The organism is Sphingomonas hankookensis (assembly GCF_022664465.1).
Classification (GTDB): domain Bacteria; phylum Pseudomonadota; class Alphaproteobacteria; order Sphingomonadales; family Sphingomonadaceae; genus Sphingomonas; species Sphingomonas hankookensis.
This window is the reverse complement of record NZ_JAKREV010000002.1, coordinates 539,649-558,562: the sequence shown is the minus strand read 5'-3', so window position 1 is coordinate 558,562 and position 18,914 is coordinate 539,649. Positions and strand designations below refer to the sequence as shown.

Here is an 18,914-nt window from a genome sequence, read left to right as displayed (position 1 = left end):
TTGCGGCGTACCACGCAGGGAATATGCCAAACGGACCTCTTTCGATTCAGACGATTATCGGTGCGGAGATCGCCGCGCGCGATTGGTCGACGCACCCGTTGGGAGCCATCGAGGAATGGCCGGTTTCGCTGCGCTCGCTGCTGGCGATGATGTTGTCCTGCCCCACCCCGATGTTCCTGGCATGGGGGCCGGAGCTGCGCTGTTTCTACAACGACGCCTATCGCCCGATCCTCGGCGTGCGGATGCAAGGCGCGCTGGGCGAGCGGTTCGACATCGTATGGTCCAATATCTGGGAAGAACTCATCCCCCTGGTCGACAAGACCATGGCCGGCGGGAGTATCACCGCCACCGACATGAAGCTCGACCTCGCACGCACCGGTGAACCCGAGGAAAGCTGGTGGACCTTCACCTATTCCCCCGCCTTCGACGATGCCGGCCGGATCGCCGGGCTGCTGTGCGTGACCGGAGAGACGACCGCCCGCGTCGTGGCGGAGCGGGAGCGTGCCGCCGCCGATGAACGCCTGCAACAGGCGCTGTCGGCCGGCCGCAATATCGGCGCGTGGGACTGGGACGTGCAGGCCGACGTGATCCGGGCCGATACCCGCTTCGCGCTGCTCTATGGCGTCGATCCGAAGGCGGCGGAGGAGGGCGCGCCGATCGCCACCTTCTTCCGGGGCATCCATCCCGACGACCTCCCCGAAACGCAGCGGGCGATCGAACGGGCGATGGACCCGGCGGGCGACGGTACGTTCATCGCCGAATATCGCGTCTTCGACCATGACGGCAATTGCCGCTGGGTGTCGGCGCAGGGCCGCTGCACCTTTGACGGCACCGGTCGTCCGGTGCGTTTTCCCGGCGTCAGCTATGACATCGACGACCGCAAGCAGGCCGAACTGGCGACGCTGGCGGCAAAGGCGGAGCGCGAGTTCGTCCTGTCGCTCAGCGCCCGGCAGCGGGCTGCGACCGATCCGGACGCGATCATGCGCTTCACCGCCCGGGCGCTGGGCGAATGGCTGCATGTCGACCGCGTCGCCTTTGCCCGCGTCGCCGCCAATCGCGTCCGCTACATGGGCGGGTGGAACGACGGGGCGCTGCCGCCGCTGATCGACGAACATTCGCTCGACCGGTTCGGGCAGAGCAATACCGCACTGCTGCGCGCCGGGCGGACGATCGTGTCCGACGAATTCGCGATCGACCCCGATTTCGTCGGGAGCGAGGCGTCATCCTATTCCGCCGTCTCGGGCCTGGGCGTACCGCTGCGCCAGAACGGCCGGCTGGACCGGTTGCTGGTCGTCGGCCATGGCGCCGCGCGCCACTGGCTGCCGGGCGAGATCGCGCTGGTGCAGGAAGTGGCCGAGATCAGCTGGGTCACGGTCCAGCGCGCCGACGCGCTGCTGCGCCTGGAGGCGAAGGTCGGGCGGCAGGATGCGCAGCTCGAACGCGTCGCCACCGAACTGCACAACGCCGCCAGCGCCCGCGCCGCCGCCGAGACGCAGGTGCGCCAGTTGCAGAAGATGGAGGCGGTCGGCCAGTTGACCGGCGGCATCGCGCATGATTTCAACAACATGCTGGCGGTGGTCATCGGCGGGCTCGACATGATCGACCGCCGCCTCGCCAGCGGGCGCCACGATGTCGACCGCTATGTCGAGGCTGCGCGCGAGGGCGCCACGCGCGCGGCGGCGCTGACGCAGCGGCTGCTCGCCTTTTCGCGCCAGTCGCCGTTGTCGCCCGAACCGGTCGAGGGCAACCGGCTGGTCACCGACCTGACCGACCTGCTGACGCGCACGTTGGGCGAACGCATCGCGGTGGAAACGGTGCTGAGCGCCGGGCTGTGGCGGGCGGAAGCGGATCGCGGACAGCTGGAGAATGCGATCGTCAATCTTGCGGTCAACGCCCGCGACGCGATGGAGGGCGGCGGCAAGCTGACCATCGAAACCGCCAACGCCCATGTCGGCGACGATTATGCGCGCGAGGCGGACATGGCGGCCGGGCAATATGTCCTGATCGCCGTCACCGATACCGGCACGGGCATGGACCCGGAGGTGCTGGCCAAGGCGTTCGACCCGTTCTTCACCACCAAGCCGGTCGGGCGCGGCACGGGCCTGGGCCTCAGCCAGGTATTCGGTTTCGTCCGCCAGTCGCGCGGCCATGTCCGCATCTATTCCGAGGTAGGCGTCGGCACGACCGTCCGCCTCTATCTGCCGCGCTTCTACGGCGAGCAGCCGACGCCCGCCCCGCGCACCACGCTGGAGCCGATCCGGCGCGGGTCGACCGACGAAATGGTGCTGGTGGTCGAGGACGAACCGCGCGTCCGCAGCTTCTCGGTCGAGGTGCTGCGCGACCTCGGCTATGGCGTGCTGCATGCGTCGAACGGGCCGGAGGCGCTGGACCTGCTGGAGCAGGGTGTGCGCGTGACGCTGTTGTTCACCGATGTGGTGATGCCGGGGATGACCGGCCGCGAACTGGCCGACCGTGCGCTGACGATGCGTCCCGACCTGCGCGTGCTCTATACCACGGGCTATACCCGCAATGCGGTGGTGCATAACGGCGTGCTCGATCCGGGCACGCGGTTGCTGCCCAAACCGTTCGGGGTCGACGAACTGGCACGGAAGGTCCGCGAGGCATTAGACGCCTAAATCCTCCCCACAGGGTGGGGAGGGGGACCAGCGAAGCTGGTGGAGGGGCAATGCCGCAGACGCGACGGTGTCGTTCGGGGCGGACCCCTCCACCACCGCTGCGCGGCGGTCCCCCTCCCCATGTTATGGGGAGGAGCCTGGTGGTGCTTCCCCTCGGCCGCCCGACACCCTATGTCGGCGCCCATGAGCCGTCCGCGTCCCCAGCTGTTCGACAAGAAGAAGACCGTCGCCGAAAACCGCCGTGCGCGGTTCGACTACGAAATCGACACGGTGTACGAGGCCGGCATCGCGCTGACCGGTACCGAGGTGAAGGCGCTGCGCTTCGGCGAGGGATCTATCGCCGAAAGCTATGCCGATGTCCGCGACGGGCAGGTGTGGCTGATCAATTCGAACGTGCCCGAATTCAGCCACGGCAACCGCTTCAACCACGAACCGCGCCGCCCGCGTAAACTGCTGCTTCACGAACGCGAGATAAACAAGATGCACGGCGCGGTGGCGCGCGACGGCATGACGCTGATCGCGCTCTCCGTCTATTTCAACGGCAAGGGGCGGGCGAAGGTCGAACTGGCATTGGCCAAGGGGCGCAAGACCCACGACAAGCGCGAGCATATCAAAGAGCGGGACTGGAAACGTGAACAGGGAAGGTTGCTCCGCGACCGTGGCTGACGTGCCAGACGACGACCGGCGGCTGGGCGCGCGCGCGCTGCGCTGGGTTCGCGCGAACCTGCCGACCCGCGAATCGATGGAGGCGAACCGCTTCCTGCGCCCTGTCGCGCACCGCGTGCTGGCGCCCGAATTGTGGCGCTTTACCCGCCGCTCGGTCCCGCGCGGCGTGGCGCTGGGCATGTTCACCGGCATCCTCATCCCGCTGGGCCAAATTCCCGCATCCGCAGTCTTGGCGCTGCCGCTGCGCGCTAATGTCCCGGCGGCCGCGCTCACGACCTTCTTCACCAATCCGATCACGACGCCGCTGCTGTTCATCCTGTACTACAAGGTCGGCGCGTGGCTGCTCCACATCGACCGCGTCGTGCCGGGCGACCCGATCGGCAACGCGGTCGCGGCCCCGCCTGGCTGGCTCGAATGGTTGGTAGCGGAGGTCGGGCCGGCGACTGCGCTCGGCATGGTCGTGTGTTCGGTGGTCGGCGCGGTGCTCGGCTATGCCATCGCCGCGCTCGGCTGGCGGTGGTGGATCGGCGCCAAGTGGAAGCGGCGCGGGCATGGCGGGCGTATTCCCCGGTAACCCGATATCCCCAACCACCCCGTTCGGTTCGAGCAGCTTCGAGCTTGTCGAGAAGCGTCCGTCGAGAACTGGGTCGTTTGGGGCAGCCCTTTTCGACTACGGTTCTCGACAGGCTCGAACCTGCGCTCGAAGCAAACGGAGGAGGACTTTCCTGCATCTCGATGGGATACGGATTCACGCCAGATATTGACGATCGATAAGCCGGGGTGCAGCATCACCGTATCACCCGATACGAAGAGGCTTATTCGATGCGGCGTAGTTTCGTCCTGACCACCCTGCTCGCGGCTTCGGCCCTGTCGGCCTGCACCACGGCGCCGACCGGCCCGGTCGAAACCGCCGCCACCGCGCCGGCATCCGCCACCGAAACCGCCACCCCTGCGCCCAAGCCCCAGATCGGCGATTTCGGCTTCGACGCCGCCGGCATGGACCGCAGCGTGAAGCCGGGCGACAATTTCTACAAATACGCCAACGGCAACTGGGAAAAGATCACCCCGATCCCGGCCGACAAGTCGAACTACGGCATGTTCACCGCCTTGGACGACCTGTCGAAGACCCGCACCCGCGAACTGCTCGACGCGGCGAAGGGCGATCCCAATTCGAAGATCGGCGTCGCCTATGCGACCTTCCTCGACGATGCCGCGATCGAGGGCAAGGGACTGGCCCCGATCCAGCCGTGGCTGACCGAGATCAAGGCCCTGTCGTCCAAGGCCGGCTATGCCGCGCTGGCGGCCAAGGCGGCGCAGTCGGGCGTCGGCGGTCCGTTCGGTGCCTATGTCGGCCCCGACGACAAGGCGCCGACCGTCTATGCGCTGCAGACCGCGCAGGGTGGCCTGGGCATGCCCGACCGCGATTATTACCTGTCGACCGACGCCAAGCTCGTCGAACAGCGCAAGGCGTATGAAACGCACCTCGCCAAGGTGCTGACGCTGGCCGGCGAACAGAATGCGGCGGCCCGTGCCGCGGCGATCGTCGCGTTCGAAACGCAGATCGCCCGCGCTCACTGGACGCGGATCGAAAGCCGCGACGCCAACAAGACCTATAACAAGATGACCGTCGCCGACCTGCAGCGTCGTGCGCCGGGCTTCGACTTCGCGACCTATTTCCGTGACCTGGGCGCGAACACCCCCGACGTGATCGTCGCACAGCCGACCGCCTTCACCGGCATGGCGAAGGTCATCGGCGCGGCGCCGATCGGCGTGCTGAAGGACCAGCTGATGGTCCGCTCGCTCGACAATTTCTCCAGCGTGCTGCCCAAGGCGTTCGACCAGGAGAATTTCGCGTTCTACGGCACCGTCCTGTCGGGCACGCCGCAGCAGGAGGAACGCTGGAAGCGCGCGGTCGACTTCACTGCGGACGCGGTCGCCGACGATGTCAGCAAGGCCTATGTCGCCAAATACTTCCCGCCCGCGACCAAGGCCGCGGCCGACACGCTGGTCCGCAACGTGACCGAGGCGATGGGCCGCCGCCTCGACGCGCTCGACTGGATGGCGCCCGAAACGAAGGTGAAGGCGCGGGCGAAGCTCGCCGCGTTCACACCCAAGATCGGCTATCCCGACCGCTGGCGCGACATGAGCGACCTGACCATCACGCCGGGGGATGCGTTCGGCAACATGCTGCGCGCGAACCGGTGGCAGCAGCGCTATAACGTGCAGCATCTGGGCAAGCCGATCCAGAAATGGGAATGGTTCATGACCCCCATGACCGTGAACGCCTATGCGAACCCGGTGATGAACGAGATCGTGTTCCCCGCCGCGATCCTGCAGCCGCCCTTCTTCGATCCGAACGCCGATCCGGCGGTCAATTACGGCGCGATCGGTGCGGTGATCGGGCACGAGATCAGCCACCATTTCGACGATCAGGGCCGCAAGTACGACGTCAACGGCAGCCTGACCGACTGGTGGACCGCGGAGGACGTGAAGCGCTTCGACGAACGCACCGCCGCGCTGGTCAAGCAGTATGACGCCTATGAGCCGCTGCCGGGCCTGCATGTGAAGGGCGAGCTGACGCTCGGCGAAAACATCGCCGACCTCGCCGGCCTGACGGTGGCGTGGGACGCCTATACCCACGCCTATCCGGGGCAGCAGAACGCGATCGACGGCTTTACGCCCGAACAGCGTTTCTACCTCGGCTGGGCGCAGGTATGGCGGCGCAGCTACCGCGAGGCGAATCTGCGGCAGCGGCTGCTGACCGACCCGCACTCGCCGTCCGAACAGCGGGCGTGGGTCGTCCGCAACCTCGACCCGTGGTATTCGGGCTACAAGCCGGCGATGGGCGAATATCTGTTCCTGCCGCCCGAGAAGCGCGTGCGGATCTGGTAAGACCACGCCCCCGTCCGCAATGCCGGGCGGGGGCGGTTGCCTGATTTACCTACCGTACCCCGGCGAAGGCCGGGGCCCAGTTGGGGGACGTGCATTGGTTCTAACAACCGTCACCCAACTGGACCCCGGCCTCCGCCGGGGTACGGATGAGCAGGGCATTGCCGAGGATAAACGGTACCCTCGCGCAGGCGGGGGTCCAGAGCCCGGAATGCCGACCGCAGTTTGCCATACCCTGGGCCTCCGCCTGCGCAGGGGTAAGGTACGGCAAGGGGCCAGGTACCGTCGCACCGCACAGGGGCACTCCCGTTCCAGCCCCGGAACGCCGAACGCCCGCCCCCTGCGACAAACTGCCCGAACCGCCGCTTGACGCCGCCCCCCGAACCACCCCAACAGCTTGGCCCATGTTGCCGAAATCTCCGTCTGCCCCGTCGCCATTGCTACCCTTCGCCATTGCCCTGATCGCAGGCGTGGCGGCGGCGGCGATCGTGTTGTGGACGCTGGGCAGCGTGCCGGTCGCGATCGGCTTCGTCGCGGCGGCGATCGTGCTGGCGGGTGTCGCGCTGGGCGTCCGGCACTGGACCGGAACGGCCGAAGCGGCCGAGCCGGAGGTCGACTGGTCGCTGGCGCAAACCCTCGCCGCGGTCAGTCCGCACGCGCTGGCCGTCACCGACCGCGCCGGGCGGCTGGTCTGCGCCAACGACCGCTATGCCGCGCTGTTCGGCGGTTATCCGACGCCGCCGGGCGTGCTGGGCGACGGCGTCGACGCCAGCGCGCTGGCCGGCGCCGCCCGCGCTGCATGGCGTGACGGCGATGCGAAAGTCACCGTGCGACAGGGCGACGCCCCGCTGATCGCGACGCTGGCGCGCGCCGGCGATTCGATGCTCGTCTGGCGCTTCGAAGGCGGACAAGTTGTTGCCGAAGCCGTGACAATGCGCGCAATGATCGCCGGCGACGCGGGCGAGCGGCTGGGCACGGCGGGCGTGATGGTCGCGCTGCTCAGCGCCGATGGCCGCATCCGCGCCGCCAACCGCGTGTTCCGCGCCCGCGCCGTCGGCAACGAGGACGCCACGATCGAAGGGCGCGACTTCGCCCGCTTCCTCGTCACCGACAATCGCGGGCGGGTGCGCTTCGAACGCGAAGGGCTGGGCGGCGACCCGTTGCGCATCGTGCAGGTGCCGTTCGTTGACGATCCCGACGGCCCGATGCTGGTGGCGATGCTGGACGAGGAAGAGGCGCCGGTCGGGCTGATGCCGATCGCGTCGCCGGGCTCTGCGGCGCAGGTCCGCGCGCTAGTCTCGCTGCTGCCGGTCGGCATGGCGCTGGTCGATCGCGACGGTCGCTTCCTGCACATGAACGACGCCTTCGTCCGCGCAACCGGCGTCAACCCGGTCGCGCCGCCGCTCTATCCCGGCGACCTCGTGGTGCGTGAGGACAAGGCGGCGCTGGCCGATGCCGTCCGCCGCTTCGCCGGGGGCGCGCAGCACAGCGCCGACATGGCCGTTCGCCTGAACGACCGCGCCGAGGAACCGATCGCGCTGTCGATCGCCGGCGCGCGGGGGCTGGGCGAGGCCGCCGTCGTCCTCTCGCTGCGCGATACGGGCGAGGAGGGCAAGCTGAAGCGGCAGGTGGCGCAGGCAACCAAAATGCAGGCCGTCGGCCAGCTCGCCGGCGGCGTCGCGCATGATTTCAACAACATCCTGACCGCGATCATCGGGCATTGCGACCTGATGCTGATGCGCCATTCGCCCGGCGACAGTGATTATGACGATATCCAGCAGATCCGCGCCAATTCCAACCGCGCCGCCAGCCTGACGCGCCAGCTGCTCGCCTTTTCGCGCCAGCAGACGTTGCGCCCCCAGGTGCTGCAGCTGCCCGACGTCATTTCCGAAGTGTCGAACCTGCTCAAGCGCCTGCTCGGCGAAACGGTGCAGCTGGTCGTCAACCATGGCCGCGGCCTCGGTTCGGTCCGCGCCGATCCGGGGCAGCTCGAACAGGTCGTCGTCAACCTCGCGGTCAATGCCCGCGACGCGATGCTGGCACAGGGCGGCAACCGCAATGTGCTGACGATCGAAACGCTGGCGACCAGCGCGCAGGAAGTCCGCGCGATGGACGACGATGTCTTGCCCGTGGGCGACTATGTGACGCTAAAGGTGTCCGACACCGGCACCGGCATCCCCGCCGACGTGCTGCCCAAGATTTTCGAGCCGTTCTTCACCACCAAGGAGGTGGGCAAGGGCACCGGCCTCGGCCTGTCGACCGTGTACGGCATCATCAAGCAGTCGGGCGGCTATATCTTTGCCGAATCGCGCAGCGGGCAGGGGTCGACCTTCGTCATCCACCTGCCGGTCCACGCCGCCGCCGCCGAACCGCCGCGCGTCGGCACCAATCCCAAGCTGAAGGCCGAACCGGCCGAGCCCGCCTGGGGCACCGGCACGATCCTGCTGGTCGAGGACGAGGACATGGTCCGCGCCATCGCCGAACGCGCGCTGACGCGGCAGGGCTATAGCGTGATGACGGCGGAGAATGGCGAGGCAGCGCTGGAACTGCTCGCCGACCGGCCGCATATCGACCTGCTGATCTCCGACGTCGTCATGCCGACGATGGATGGTCCGACGATGGTCGGCCACGTACGCAAAGTTTATCCGACGTTGCCGATCCTGTTCATGTCGGGCTATGCGGAGGAACAGTTGCGCCGGTCGATTGATCTGGATCAAGTATCGTTCCTGCCAAAGCCGTTTTCGGTACAGCAACTGGCGACCGCGGCGCGCGATGCGCTGGCAAAGACCTGAACCGTTTGACGAAATCGGTTGCGGCGTTCCTGCTTTGACCGCTAAGGACGGCGCCGTATGACTTCGCCTGCGCGTATCCTCGTCGTTGAGGACGAACCCCTGATCGCCATGATGCTCGAGGATTTCCTCGACATGCTCGGCCGTACCGTCGCGGGCACTGCCGACAGCGTCGCCGCTGCGATCGCGCTGATCGAACAGGGCGGCATCGACGCGGCGATCCTCGACGTCCATCTGCGCGGCGGGGAAAAGAGCTGGCCGGTCGCGGACAAGCTGGCCGCGGCGGGCATCCCGTTCGTGCTGGCCACCGGCGGATCGGGCGACATGATCGAAGACACCCACCGCGACCGCCCGGTCCTGTCGAAACCGTTCACGATGGACGCGGTCGAGAAGGCGCTGAACGACCTGGGGTGAGGCAGCCTTTCCGCCGTCAGTGCGGGACGAACGATCCGCCGGGTATCACCTCCCGCGACCGCGATGAAATCGGCGTATCGTTGTCGCAGCGGCGCGACGATAATTGCTTGCTGCCCTGTCGAACGACCAGTCCGGTTTCCGATTGCGGATCGTTGCGGCCGTCTGCTCCGAACCCGGTACGCACCGTGCGATCGAACATCGTGTAGGAATAGCCGTTGTTGGCCGCGGTGATCTGGGTTTCGCCACCGCCGGAAAAGCCGCGGCTCGCCAGCGTCAGCCGCTGCGACGACAATTCGATCCGCCCCGGGCGCCCGTAGCGATAGATAGCCTTGCCCCCCGCCTGGCAGACCGAAGCACGGCGAGTGCCCAGCGTGCAGGTAAACAGCGGTGTTTCCGCTGGCATGCACAGCGCGGTATCGGGCTCCGTTGTGATCGTCGAGGGTGCGATCGGATCAAGCGGTTCGGACCATATTGCCACCGCAGGGCCGGCCCAGAACGCGATCGCCGCCCAGACGCCAACGGCCAAATCTGTTACGCCCGTGAGTAAGCTGTGCATCGCCCGTCACCTCTTGCTGGCCCGAGGGATTGAGCGCGGCGCAGCCTCGTAGCTCTTGCTGGTCATACGACACGTCGGTTGCCGGCGTCGAATAGCCTGTGTCCCGGAACCGGATTGTAAAACCCCTCATCGCATCGGCGCTTATAGGCGTTCTTTCGTACGTTCTTCAGCAACATTTCGATGTGATCGCATGGTTTAAAATATATCGATCTTCCAATATTGTTGTGATTTGAGGATCATATGCAGCATGCAGCTGCCCTGATGATATTGACAGCAACAACCTGCTAACGGATGCTCTGCATATGATCGGAACGTGGCTGTTACTGCTCTCGCAACCCGGCGTTTCGGCGGCCACGCCCCCGGATGAAATCGTCGTTACCGGACATCGCGCCGTGGATGCGTTGGCGGAATGCCTCGCTCGCAATTGCCCGCCTGCGGAAGATATCGAGGCTTCGTTGCAGGCATCGGTCGAACAATTCACGGTCGGCCAATATGTCGCTGCACGTCGAACACTACAAAAGTCGATCGTCCGCAACGATCGATATTCAAAACGATTTCCCGAAGCCTTTTCCAGCTTGTACGCCACCTTGGCGACCGTAGCGGAACATGAGGGCAAGCCGGCACTTTGGCAGGATTCCTCCCGCAACAGCATGCGGGTATTGCGCCGGGAGCGTGGGGTCGGCGATCCGGCGACCTTGATCGAATGGTTGAGCTATGCCGACACGTTGGCTGCAAAGCGGGAATATAAGTCCGCCGAGCGGACTTATGGGAATGTACAACGACTTGCCCGGACCGGCGGGCATCCTGAGATCGCCGCAGGAGCGATGTATCGGCTTGCCTGGCTTGCCTTGGCGCAGCGGCAGTTGAAAAAGGCTGAACGTCTGGTCGACGATGCGGTGGAGACAGCCGGTTCCGATAGCCGATCCATGATCGAGCTTCGGGAGATCGTACGGGCGCGCGTGGCGATCCTGCGTGGTGATCAGGGCGCCGTCGATGCCATGGCGGCACGGTTGTCACGGTCCGCCGAACAACGCCCACTCCTATTGTTCTCGGAACCGATGCCGACCCTCGGTTCGTTCACCAGATCGGAAAGTGTTGGCGATGGCGGGATAAGCTTCGTCGATGTCGGTTACTGGATTCGGCCCGACGGCCGAACGCCCGATATATCGGCGCTGCGTTCAAGAAGGCTCAGTACCTTTGCCACGCCGATCCTCAAAAATATCGCGCAACGCCGATACGCGCCGCTGAACGTCAACGCTGGCCATCCGGGTGTGTATCGTATCGACCGCGTCACGATCCGGTCGCCTATCATTGCCGTCCGGCCTGCAAAACGCGGTGGACCGCCGACCGCCCACGTCATTGACCTGACCGAGACGGACGCGATGCGGGATGCCCAGAAACGGCGCGCTGAGGATGCTCTGGCCGGCGCGACCGGGACTTGAACGCCGCGACATCAGCCCTTGCGCGACGGGAACAAAACGAATACATGGAAATCCAACAAAGGCGCGTTGAACCCTCGACGCGGTTGCTCTACGCGAAAGGCTGGACATGGCGGCAACTTTGAAGGCGGTCGATAGCAAGATGGCGGCGGCAAACGACAAGGCGGCGGGCGAACGGCAAAAGGCGCTCGACGCCGCGCTGGCGCAGATCGACCGTGCATTCGGCAAGGGTTCGGCGATGAAGCTGGGCCAGAAGGAAGCGATGCAGGTCGAGGCGATCTCGACCGGTTCGCTCGGCCTCGACATCGCGCTCGGCGTCGGCGGCCTGCCGCGCGGCCGCGTGATCGAAGTGTACGGCCCGGAAAGCTCGGGCAAAACCACGCTGGCGCTGCATGTGCTGGCAGAGGCGCAGAAGGGCGGCGGCACCGTCGCCTTCGTCGATGCCGAACACGCGCTCGATCCGGTCTATGCGAAGAAGCTGGGCGTCAACATCGACGAACTGATCGTGTCGCAGCCCGATACCGGCGAACAGGCGCTGGAGATCGTCGACACGCTGGTCCGCTCGAACGCGATCGACGTGCTGGTGGTCGATTCGGTCGCGGCGCTGGTGCCGCGGGCGGAAATCGAGGGCGAAATGGGCGACAGCCATGTCGGCCTGCAGGCACGCCTGATGTCGCAGAGCTTGCGCAAGCTGACCGGTTCGATCAGCCGCTCGCGCTGCATGGTGATCTTTATCAACCAGCTGCGCATGAAGATCGGCGTGATGTACGGCAATCCGGAAACGACGACCGGCGGCAACGCGCTGAAATTCTACGCCTCGGTCCGTCTGGACATCCGTCGCACCGGCCAGATCAAGGACCGCGACGAGATCATTGGCAACACCACCCGCGTAAAGGTGGTGAAGAACAAGGTCGCGCCGCCGTTCAAGCAGGTCGAATTCGACATCATGTACGGACAGGGCATTTCGAAGATCGGCGAGATTCTCGACCTGGGCGTGAAGGCCGGGCTGGTTGAGAAATCGGGCGCGTGGTTCAGCTACGACAGCGTGCGGATCGGGCAGGGGCGTGAGAACGCCAAGAATTTCCTGACCGAACATCCCGAACTGCGCGACAAGCTCGAAGCCGCAATCCGTGCGCGTACCGAAAAGGTCGCCGAGGAGATGATGACCGGTCCCGATGCCGAGGATGGCGACGACGAGATGTAAGGATCAACATCGGGCGGCCATGGTGCCGCCCGATCGTTGTTCGGTTCCTTGGAATACGTTGTAATCGTTGAATTTTGGTTCGGACGGCGAACCGCTAGGCACAGTAGCGTCGTGCAACCTTCGCCAACTTCCGCGGCATCGGCGGGGCGTTCGGTCGAATGGCGTGCAACCGATCGCACGTTGTCGCATTGCATCGGGACTGTCGCGCCTGCTGGAGGGAAAACCGCCGATGATCGTCGTCCACCACCTCGAAAACTCGCGGTCGCAGCGCGTGCTCTGGCTCCTCGAGGAACTCGGGCTGCCCTATGCGGTGAAGCGGTACGAACGGAACAAGGCGACGATGTTGGCGCCGCCCGAACTGCGCCGGGTCCATCCGCTCGGCAAGTCACCGGTGATCGAGGATGATAGCGCCGGCAGCAGCGGCGGCGCGCTGGTGGTCGCCGAAACCGGGGCGATCGTCGAATATCTGGTCGAAAAGGCCGATGGCCGGCTGGGCATGCCCGCGCATCGTCGCAACGCGCTGCACTACCGCCATTTCCTGCACTATGCCGAAGGCTCGCTGATGCCGCCGCTGCTGGTGAAGCTCGTCCTCGGCCGCGTACCGCTGCTCGGCAAGACCGCGCAGAAGAAGATCCAGCCGATGATCGACGTCCATCTCGACTATGTCGAAGCGCATTTGACGGCACATGACTGGTTCGCGGGTGACGCGATGACCGCCGCCGATATCATGATGAGCTTCCCGCTGGAGGCGGCGCGCAGCCGCGCCGGCCTAGACGCATCGCGCCCGCACACCATCGCCTGGCTCGACCGCATCCACGCCCGCCCGGCCTATCGCGCCGCCCTCGCGGCCGGCGGCGCCTATGCCTATGCGTGACGACCAGCCGATGATCGCCTGATTGGCGGAACCGGACCGCTCGTCATCGTTCTGATCGAAAAAAAAGCGGGACCCCGGATCAACTGAGGGACGACGATGGCATGCGACTATCGGTCCAGCCCGAACGATCGTGATCCGACGGCAAGTGACTCTCCTTCCGTACTCGGACGACCAGCGGCCGAGTTGTTCTCCGGGCACGGCCAGCTCGCCATCGCGGACGAGCGCCCGCCGCCCGGCACACCATCGTTCGATGCGACAAGCCGCAAAAATCCAAAGAAGGAATGGCGCACCCGGAGGGATTCGAACCCCCGACCAAGGAGGTAGAAGCTCCTTGCTCTATCCAGCTGAGCTACGGGTGCCCACAGCTTCGTTAGCGTGCATTGCGGCAAAGCGGAACCGCTATCATAACGCCGCCATGGACGATCCGACCGAACCCGCGCTGCACCGTATCGACGCCGCCACCGTTCCCGCGCGCGGGTTCCGGCATTTCGATCTGGTCATGGCGGCGTTCGTCACGATCCTGTTGCTGTCGAATATCATCGGTGCGGGAAAGGTCGCGGCGATCGACGTCGCGGGCGCGCCGTTCGTGTTCGGCGCGGGTATCCTGTTCTTTCCGGTATCCTATGTGCTGGGCGACGTGCTGACCGAAGTCTATGGCTATGCGCGCGCCCGGCGGTGCATCTGGGTCGGGTTCGCGGCGCTGTTGTTCATGGCGTTCATGGCATGGGCGGTCGTCGCCATGCCGCCCGCCGCGACATGGACCGGGCAGGGGGCGTACGAAGCAGTGTTCGGACAGGTGCCGCGCATCGTCTTCGCGTCGATCGCCGCCTTCTGGGCCGGCGAGTTCGTCAATGCCTATGTCCTCGCCCGTATGAAGCTGTGGACCGGCGGGCGCGCGCTGTGGAGCCGGACGATCGGGTCGACGGTGGTCGGGCAGGCGGTCGACAGCGCGATCTTCTATCCGCTCGCTTTCCTGTACTTGTGGCCGACGCAGCAGGTGCTGACCGTGATGGTCACCAACTGGGCGATGAAAGTCGCGTGGGAAGTCGTGCTGACGCCGGTCACCTATGCCGTGGTCGGCTGGCTCAAGCGGCGCGAAGGCGTCGACGTGTTCGACACCGCGACCGACTTCTCACCGTTCGCCGGCGAGCGTCGGTCGCGATAGATCAGGCGCCGATCTTTGCCAGCAACCCTTCGAACAGCGCGCGGCCATCGCGGCCGCCATGCGCGGCTTCGATGCGGCGTTCGGGATGCGGCATCATGCCCAGCACATTGCCGCTGGCGTTGACGAGGCCGGCGATGTCGCGGGCGGAGCCGTTGACGGGTTCGGCGTAGCGGAATGCGACTTGCCCTTGGTCCTCCAGCCGGTCGAGAGTCGCGTCGTCGGCGACGTAGTTGCCGTCGTGATGCGCCACCGGCACGCGGATCGTATCGCCCGCACGATAGCCGCCGGTGAAGGCGGAACGCGTCTCGCCCACGCGCAGCGCCACGTCGCGACAGACGAACGCCAGCCCGCGATTGCGCATCAGCGCGCCCGGCAACAGCCCCGCTTCGGTCAGGATCTGAAAGCCGTTGCAGATGCCGAGCACCGGCAGGCCCTTGCCCGCCGCCTTGACCACCGCACGCATCACCGGCGACCGTGCGGCGATCGCGCCCGACCGGAGATAGTCGCCGTAGGAAAAGCCGCCGGGCACCGCGACCAGGCCGATGTCGTCGGGCAGGTCGCTGTCGCGGTGCCACACCATGGTCGGCGCGGTGCCGGTGACCGATTCCAGCGCCACCGCGATATCGCGGTCGCAGTTCGACCCCGGAAAGACGATGACGGCGGTCTTCATGCGCGTTCGACCCGATAGTTTTCGATGACCGTATTGGCCAGCAGCTTGCGGCACATCGCGTCGATCGTCTCGTCGTCGGTCCCGTCGGCGACGTCCAGTTCGATCAGCTTGCCGACCCGCGCCTCGCCCACCCCGGCAAAGCCGAGCGAACCGAGCGCATGTTCGATCGCCTTGCCCTGCGGATCGAGCACGCCGTTCTTGAGCGTTACGACGATGCGGAGTTTCATGGGAGCTGCCTCAAATCCGATTGCGGAGGGTGTCGCGGGCGCTATGCCCCCCCCGTCGGGCATAGACAAGAGGGTGGTTTCGCTTGAGCTCGGCGTATTGCCTGCCTATCACACTGGCCATGGACGACATGCCGCCGCTCAGCCCGCTCGATCCCGGTTTCCTGCGCGTGCTGCGCTGGCGCGGGGCGATCCAGTCGGTCGTGCTGATCGTCGTCGCCGCGCTGGCGGAGGTCATACTGTACGGGGAGGGGTTGCCCAACGGTATCGCGCTGGCGGTGGCGATCGCGCTCGGCCTGTGGCTGACGATCGTGTCGCCGCCGCGACGCTTCGCGCATTGGGGGTTCGCGTTCGACGGGCGCGAGCTGCATGTCGCGCATGGCTGGCTGACGCGGGTGCATACCATCGTGCCGGTCGGGCGGGTTCAGCATATCGATCTGCGCCAGGCGCCGGTCGAGCGCGGCTGCGGCGTCGCGACGCTGGTGCTGCATACCGCCGGCACCGACCATAGCCGGGTCGCGGTCCCCGGTCTGGCAAAGGTACAGGCGGAGGCGGTGCGCGACCGCATCCGCGCCGCGATCGAAACCTCGCCATGGTGAGCACGCCCGACGGGGCGCGGCGGTTGCATCCCGGCACGATCGCGCTCAGGATCGTGGTCAAGGCGCCGCAGAACGTCGCCGGCATCGTCGCGCTGGGCGCGGCGGCGTCGCAGGGCGGGTTGCGGGTCATGCTGGGCGTCGGCGCGCTGGCGCTGGTCGCAGCGGCGGTCTTCACCTGGGCGCGGTGGCGGTCGTTCACCTATCGCATCGCCGCGGGTGAGCTGGTGATCGCCGACGGCATCCTCCACCGCAACCGCCGCTCGATCCCGTTCGAGCGAATCCAAGACGTGTCGATCGATCAGAAGCTGCTCGCGCGGGTGTTCGGGCTGGCGCGGGTGCGGATCGAAACCGGCGGCGGCGAAGCGGACGAGGCGACGCTCGACAGCGTATCGCTGGCCGAGGCCGGACGACTGCGCGCGGTGCTGCGCGGCGGGGGTGTGTCGTCGGCCGAACCCGATGCGTCGCCGCCGGCACGCACGACGATCTTCGCGATGAATACGCGGCGCGTGCTGACCATGGGGCTGTTCGGGTTCTCGCTAGTGTGGGTCGGCGTCTTGTTCGCCGGTATCAACCAGCTGGGTGACCTGATCGGGATCGACTGGCACGGCTGGCGCGATTGGGCCGGTTTTGCGCGGCAGGAGGCGATCGCGCTCGCCACCCCGCTGTTCGCCGCGCTGGCTGCGATTTTAGCGCTGGCGATCGGCGCGATCAGCGGGGTGGCGCGCACCTTCTTCGTCGAACACGGCTTTCGGCTGGAGCAGGAGGGCGACCGGTTGCGCCGCGTGCGCGGCCTGACCACCCGGACCGAAGTGGTGGTCAGCTTGCGACGTATCCAGCTGGCGCTGATCGAGCGCGGCATGGTCAGCGGGCGGCTCGGCTGGTCGGGGCTGAGGTTCCAGACATTGGGCGGCAGCGACGATGTCGGCGGGCGGCAGCATGTCGCCCCCTTCGCGCGCGACGACGAAGTGGCGCGGGTGCTGGCGGCGGCACAGTATCCGGCGTTCGATCCGCTGCCGCTGCGTCCCGTCGCGTTCGGCCATGTCGTGCGCGCGGCGATCCTGCGCGGGTTCGGCCCGTTGGTCGTGATCGGCATCGTCAGCCTGTTCGTGCCCTTCGCGGCGTTCGCGCTGGTCGTCGTGCCGATCCCGGTCGCCGCGGCGCTGCTGGCGCGGCGGCGGCATCGCTATGCGATTCTGGGGCAGCATCTGCACGTCATGCGCGGGGTGCTGGCCAAGCGGGCATGGATCGTGCCGCTGGCGCGTATCCAGAGCGTATCGGTCACCCGTTCGCCGCTCCAGCGCCTGCTGGGCATCGCCACGGTCCGCGTCGATACGGCGGGGGCCAAGGGGATCGGTCGCCCCGACATTGCCGATCTGGCGGTCGAGGATGCCGAACCGCTGGCCCGCGCGCTATTGCGGGAGCGGTGAGGCCACCGGCGTCGGATCGCCGCGCCGCCGAACCCCGGCCAGCGGTGCCGCAGCGGCGGGTTCGGCCGCGGGCGGGGACGGGGGAGCGACCGTCCGCCGCATGCAATCGACCGCAGGGCGCGGGACCTGCTGGCAATTCCAAAGCAGCCGCTCGATCGGCTGGGTGCGGTCGCGCAGATAGCTGAACGACATGGTCGCGAGCGCCGCCGGGTCCGACGCGGCCGCAGCCCGCACCGGCACCGCCGCCCGGTCGCGCCACCCTAAGAACTTGCACCGCACCCGATCGCCGCAGGTCGCCCCGGCCAGCGCCGCCCAGCTGTCGGGCGAAGTTGCCGCGTCGAGGGCGACGAGGAAGGTGTCGGGATCGTCGTTGCTGGCGCGCGGCAACGATGCCGGCGCGAACCGTCCGGTCAGCATGCCGGCCTCCTGCTCGACCGCCAGCACCTCGGGCAGCTTGTGCGCGGGCGAATAGGGCGCGAGTTGCAGGATGCGCGGCTCCGGCGCCCCGCTACCCTGCCGGAACGCGCCGGGCGTGCCCCACCATCCCGCCCAGCGGAAGAACAGATGCGTGTCGACCGCCGCGATCTTGGACAGGCTCGACTGCCAATAGGGCACGACCCAGTCGGTATGGTAATGGGTGGCGTAGCCGACCGGTGCATAGACGCTGCCGGCCAACGTGGCCGCCGCGATCTTTCGCGCGCGTTCCCAGAACGGCTCGGGATAGGCGCGAGCGAGGGCGCCGTCGCAGGTGAAGGTGAACTGGCAGCCGGTGCGCCGTTCCGATCCCTGGAACACCACGCCGCACACCGTGCCGGGAAAGGCCGGGTGGCGCACGCGGTTGAGCACGACCTGCGCGACCGCGCGCTGCCCCTTCGCATCGTCGCCCGCCTCGTACAGCACCGCCGCGGCGAGACAGTCGGTCGCGCGTGCCCGGTTATCGGCATCGCCGACGAAGCGGAACGGTCGCGCGGCGGGGTTCGGACCGGTGACGAACGGCACGGTCGCGTTGAACGCGCGGGCTTCTTCGGGCGGCAGGTTGCGGAACTCGGCCGGTTCGACCGGGGGCGGGGGAATGGCCGGGACGGTCGCGGGACCGGCGGCGCCTCGCTGGCTGGCTGCCATGCGAGGCTCGATCCGGATCGGCGGCGCGTGCTCTACGATCACCGCCGGTATTGCGATGGCGGCAAGCGACAGCGCTACCAGCACGCCATCGATCGCGGCCGATCCGCTGCGGATGCCGTGTCGGGGCGGTGCGACGATCAAGGACGTGTCTGCCAAGAAGAATCCGTTCGGTTCGAGCAGTTTCGAGCTTGTCGAGAAACGTCCGTCGAGAATTCGGTGCGTGGAGCGCCTTCTCGACTG

The 18,914-nt window shown here is 66.9% G+C and carries 16 protein-coding genes and 1 tRNA gene; 12 read left to right on the top strand and 5 right to left on the bottom strand.

Annotated elements, in window-relative coordinates:
• Positions 1–23: 23 nt before the first annotated feature.
• The 6 genes from MF610_RS08030 to MF610_RS08005 all read left to right on the top strand — a co-directional run bounded on the left by MF610_RS08030 (position 24) and on the right by MF610_RS08005 (position 9,394).
• Positions 24–2,636: an ATP-binding protein gene (locus tag MF610_RS08030; RefSeq protein ID WP_242194671.1), complete on the top strand. Its 2,613-nt coding sequence runs from the start codon at positions 24–26 to the stop codon at positions 2,634–2,636.
• A 183-nt stretch (positions 2,637–2,819) separates the two neighbouring features.
• Entirely contained in the window at positions 2,820–3,302 is a 483-nt protein-coding gene (gene smpB, locus MF610_RS08025; protein ID WP_055759935.1) for an SsrA-binding protein SmpB, read from the top strand.
• A 76-nt stretch (positions 3,303–3,378) separates the two neighbouring features.
• Positions 3,379–3,876, top strand: a complete 498-nt coding sequence (locus tag MF610_RS08020) for a DUF2062 domain-containing protein (RefSeq protein WP_242195324.1) — start codon at positions 3,379–3,381, stop codon at positions 3,874–3,876.
• 248 nt (positions 3,877–4,124) lie between these two features.
• Complete coding sequence (locus MF610_RS08015) at positions 4,125–6,194, top strand: M13 family metallopeptidase (protein ID WP_242194668.1); 2,070 nt, start codon at positions 4,125–4,127, stop codon at positions 6,192–6,194.
• 401 nt (positions 6,195–6,595) lie between these two features.
• Positions 6,596–8,983, top strand: coding sequence for a hybrid sensor histidine kinase/response regulator (locus MF610_RS08010; protein ID WP_242194666.1), 2,388 nt, complete (start codon positions 6,596–6,598; stop codon positions 8,981–8,983).
• Between the two features lie 57 nt (positions 8,984–9,040).
• The gene (locus tag MF610_RS08005) at positions 9,041–9,394 is read left to right on the top strand and encodes a response regulator (RefSeq protein ID WP_242194663.1); all 354 of its coding nucleotides are present in this window, start codon (positions 9,041–9,043) and stop codon (positions 9,392–9,394) included.
• Positions 9,395–9,410: 16 nt separating this feature from the next.
• Here the strand turns inward: MF610_RS08005 and MF610_RS08000 are convergent, their stop codons facing one another.
• Positions 9,411–9,920, bottom strand: coding sequence for a hypothetical protein (locus MF610_RS08000; protein ID WP_242194661.1), 510 nt, complete (start codon positions 9,918–9,920; stop codon positions 9,411–9,413).
• A 332-nt stretch (positions 9,921–10,252) separates the two neighbouring features.
• Here MF610_RS08000 and MF610_RS07995 point away from each other — a divergent pair, with 332 nt between their 5' ends.
• From MF610_RS07995 to MF610_RS07985, 3 genes are all read left to right on the top strand, one after another.
• Positions 10,253–11,392: a tetratricopeptide repeat protein gene (locus tag MF610_RS07995; RefSeq protein WP_242194659.1), complete on the top strand. Its 1,140-nt coding sequence runs from the start codon at positions 10,253–10,255 to the stop codon at positions 11,390–11,392.
• Positions 11,393–11,498: 106 nt separating this feature from the next.
• Positions 11,499–12,593, top strand: coding sequence for a recombinase RecA (recA, locus tag MF610_RS07990; protein ID WP_277923941.1), 1,095 nt, complete (start codon positions 11,499–11,501; stop codon positions 12,591–12,593).
• A 229-nt stretch (positions 12,594–12,822) separates the two neighbouring features.
• Positions 12,823–13,467 carry a glutathione S-transferase family protein gene (locus tag MF610_RS07985; RefSeq protein WP_242194657.1) on the top strand — a complete coding sequence of 215 codons (645 nt, stop codon included), beginning with the start codon at positions 12,823–12,825 and terminating at the stop codon, positions 13,465–13,467.
• 282 nt (positions 13,468–13,749) lie between these two features.
• Here the strand turns inward: MF610_RS07985 and MF610_RS07980 are convergent.
• Positions 13,750–13,826 (bottom strand) — tRNA-Arg (locus MF610_RS07980).
• Positions 13,827–13,882: 56 nt separating this feature from the next.
• On the opposite strand from MF610_RS07980, the gene MF610_RS07975 reads away from it, so the two are divergent.
• A complete protein-coding gene (locus tag MF610_RS07975; RefSeq protein WP_242194655.1) occupies positions 13,883–14,632 on the top strand; it encodes a queuosine precursor transporter in 750 nt (249 codons plus the stop codon).
• A 1-nt stretch (position 14,633) separates the two neighbouring features.
• On the opposite strand, the gene purQ is transcribed toward MF610_RS07975, so the two are convergent.
• The gene (gene purQ, locus MF610_RS07970) at positions 14,634–15,302 is read right to left on the bottom strand and encodes a phosphoribosylformylglycinamidine synthase subunit PurQ (RefSeq protein WP_242194653.1); all 669 of its coding nucleotides are present in this window, start codon (positions 15,300–15,302) and stop codon (positions 14,634–14,636) included.
• Positions 15,299–15,529, bottom strand: a complete 231-nt coding sequence (gene purS, locus MF610_RS07965; protein WP_242194651.1) for a phosphoribosylformylglycinamidine synthase subunit PurS — start codon at positions 15,527–15,529, stop codon at positions 15,299–15,301. Before purS ends, purQ begins: the two co-directional genes overlap by 4 nt.
• A gap of 119 nt (positions 15,530–15,648) precedes the next feature.
• Between purS and MF610_RS07960 the strand changes: the two genes are divergently transcribed.
• Together MF610_RS07960 and MF610_RS07955 are read left to right on the top strand one after the other, a co-directional pair.
• Entirely contained in the window at positions 15,649–16,125 is a 477-nt protein-coding gene (locus MF610_RS07960; protein WP_242194649.1) for a PH domain-containing protein, read from the top strand.
• On the top strand, positions 16,119–17,552 hold the full coding sequence (locus tag MF610_RS07955; RefSeq protein WP_242194647.1) for a PH domain-containing protein: 1,434 nt from the start codon (positions 16,119–16,121) through the stop codon (positions 17,550–17,552). The genes MF610_RS07960 and MF610_RS07955 overlap by 7 nt, the downstream gene beginning before the upstream one ends.
• On the opposite strand, the gene MF610_RS07950 is transcribed toward MF610_RS07955, so the two are convergent.
• A complete protein-coding gene (locus tag MF610_RS07950) occupies positions 17,535–18,830 on the bottom strand; it encodes a cell wall hydrolase (protein WP_242194645.1) in 1,296 nt (431 codons plus the stop codon). The genes MF610_RS07955 and MF610_RS07950 overlap by 18 nt on opposite strands.
• Positions 18,831–18,914: the final 84 nt, after the last annotated feature.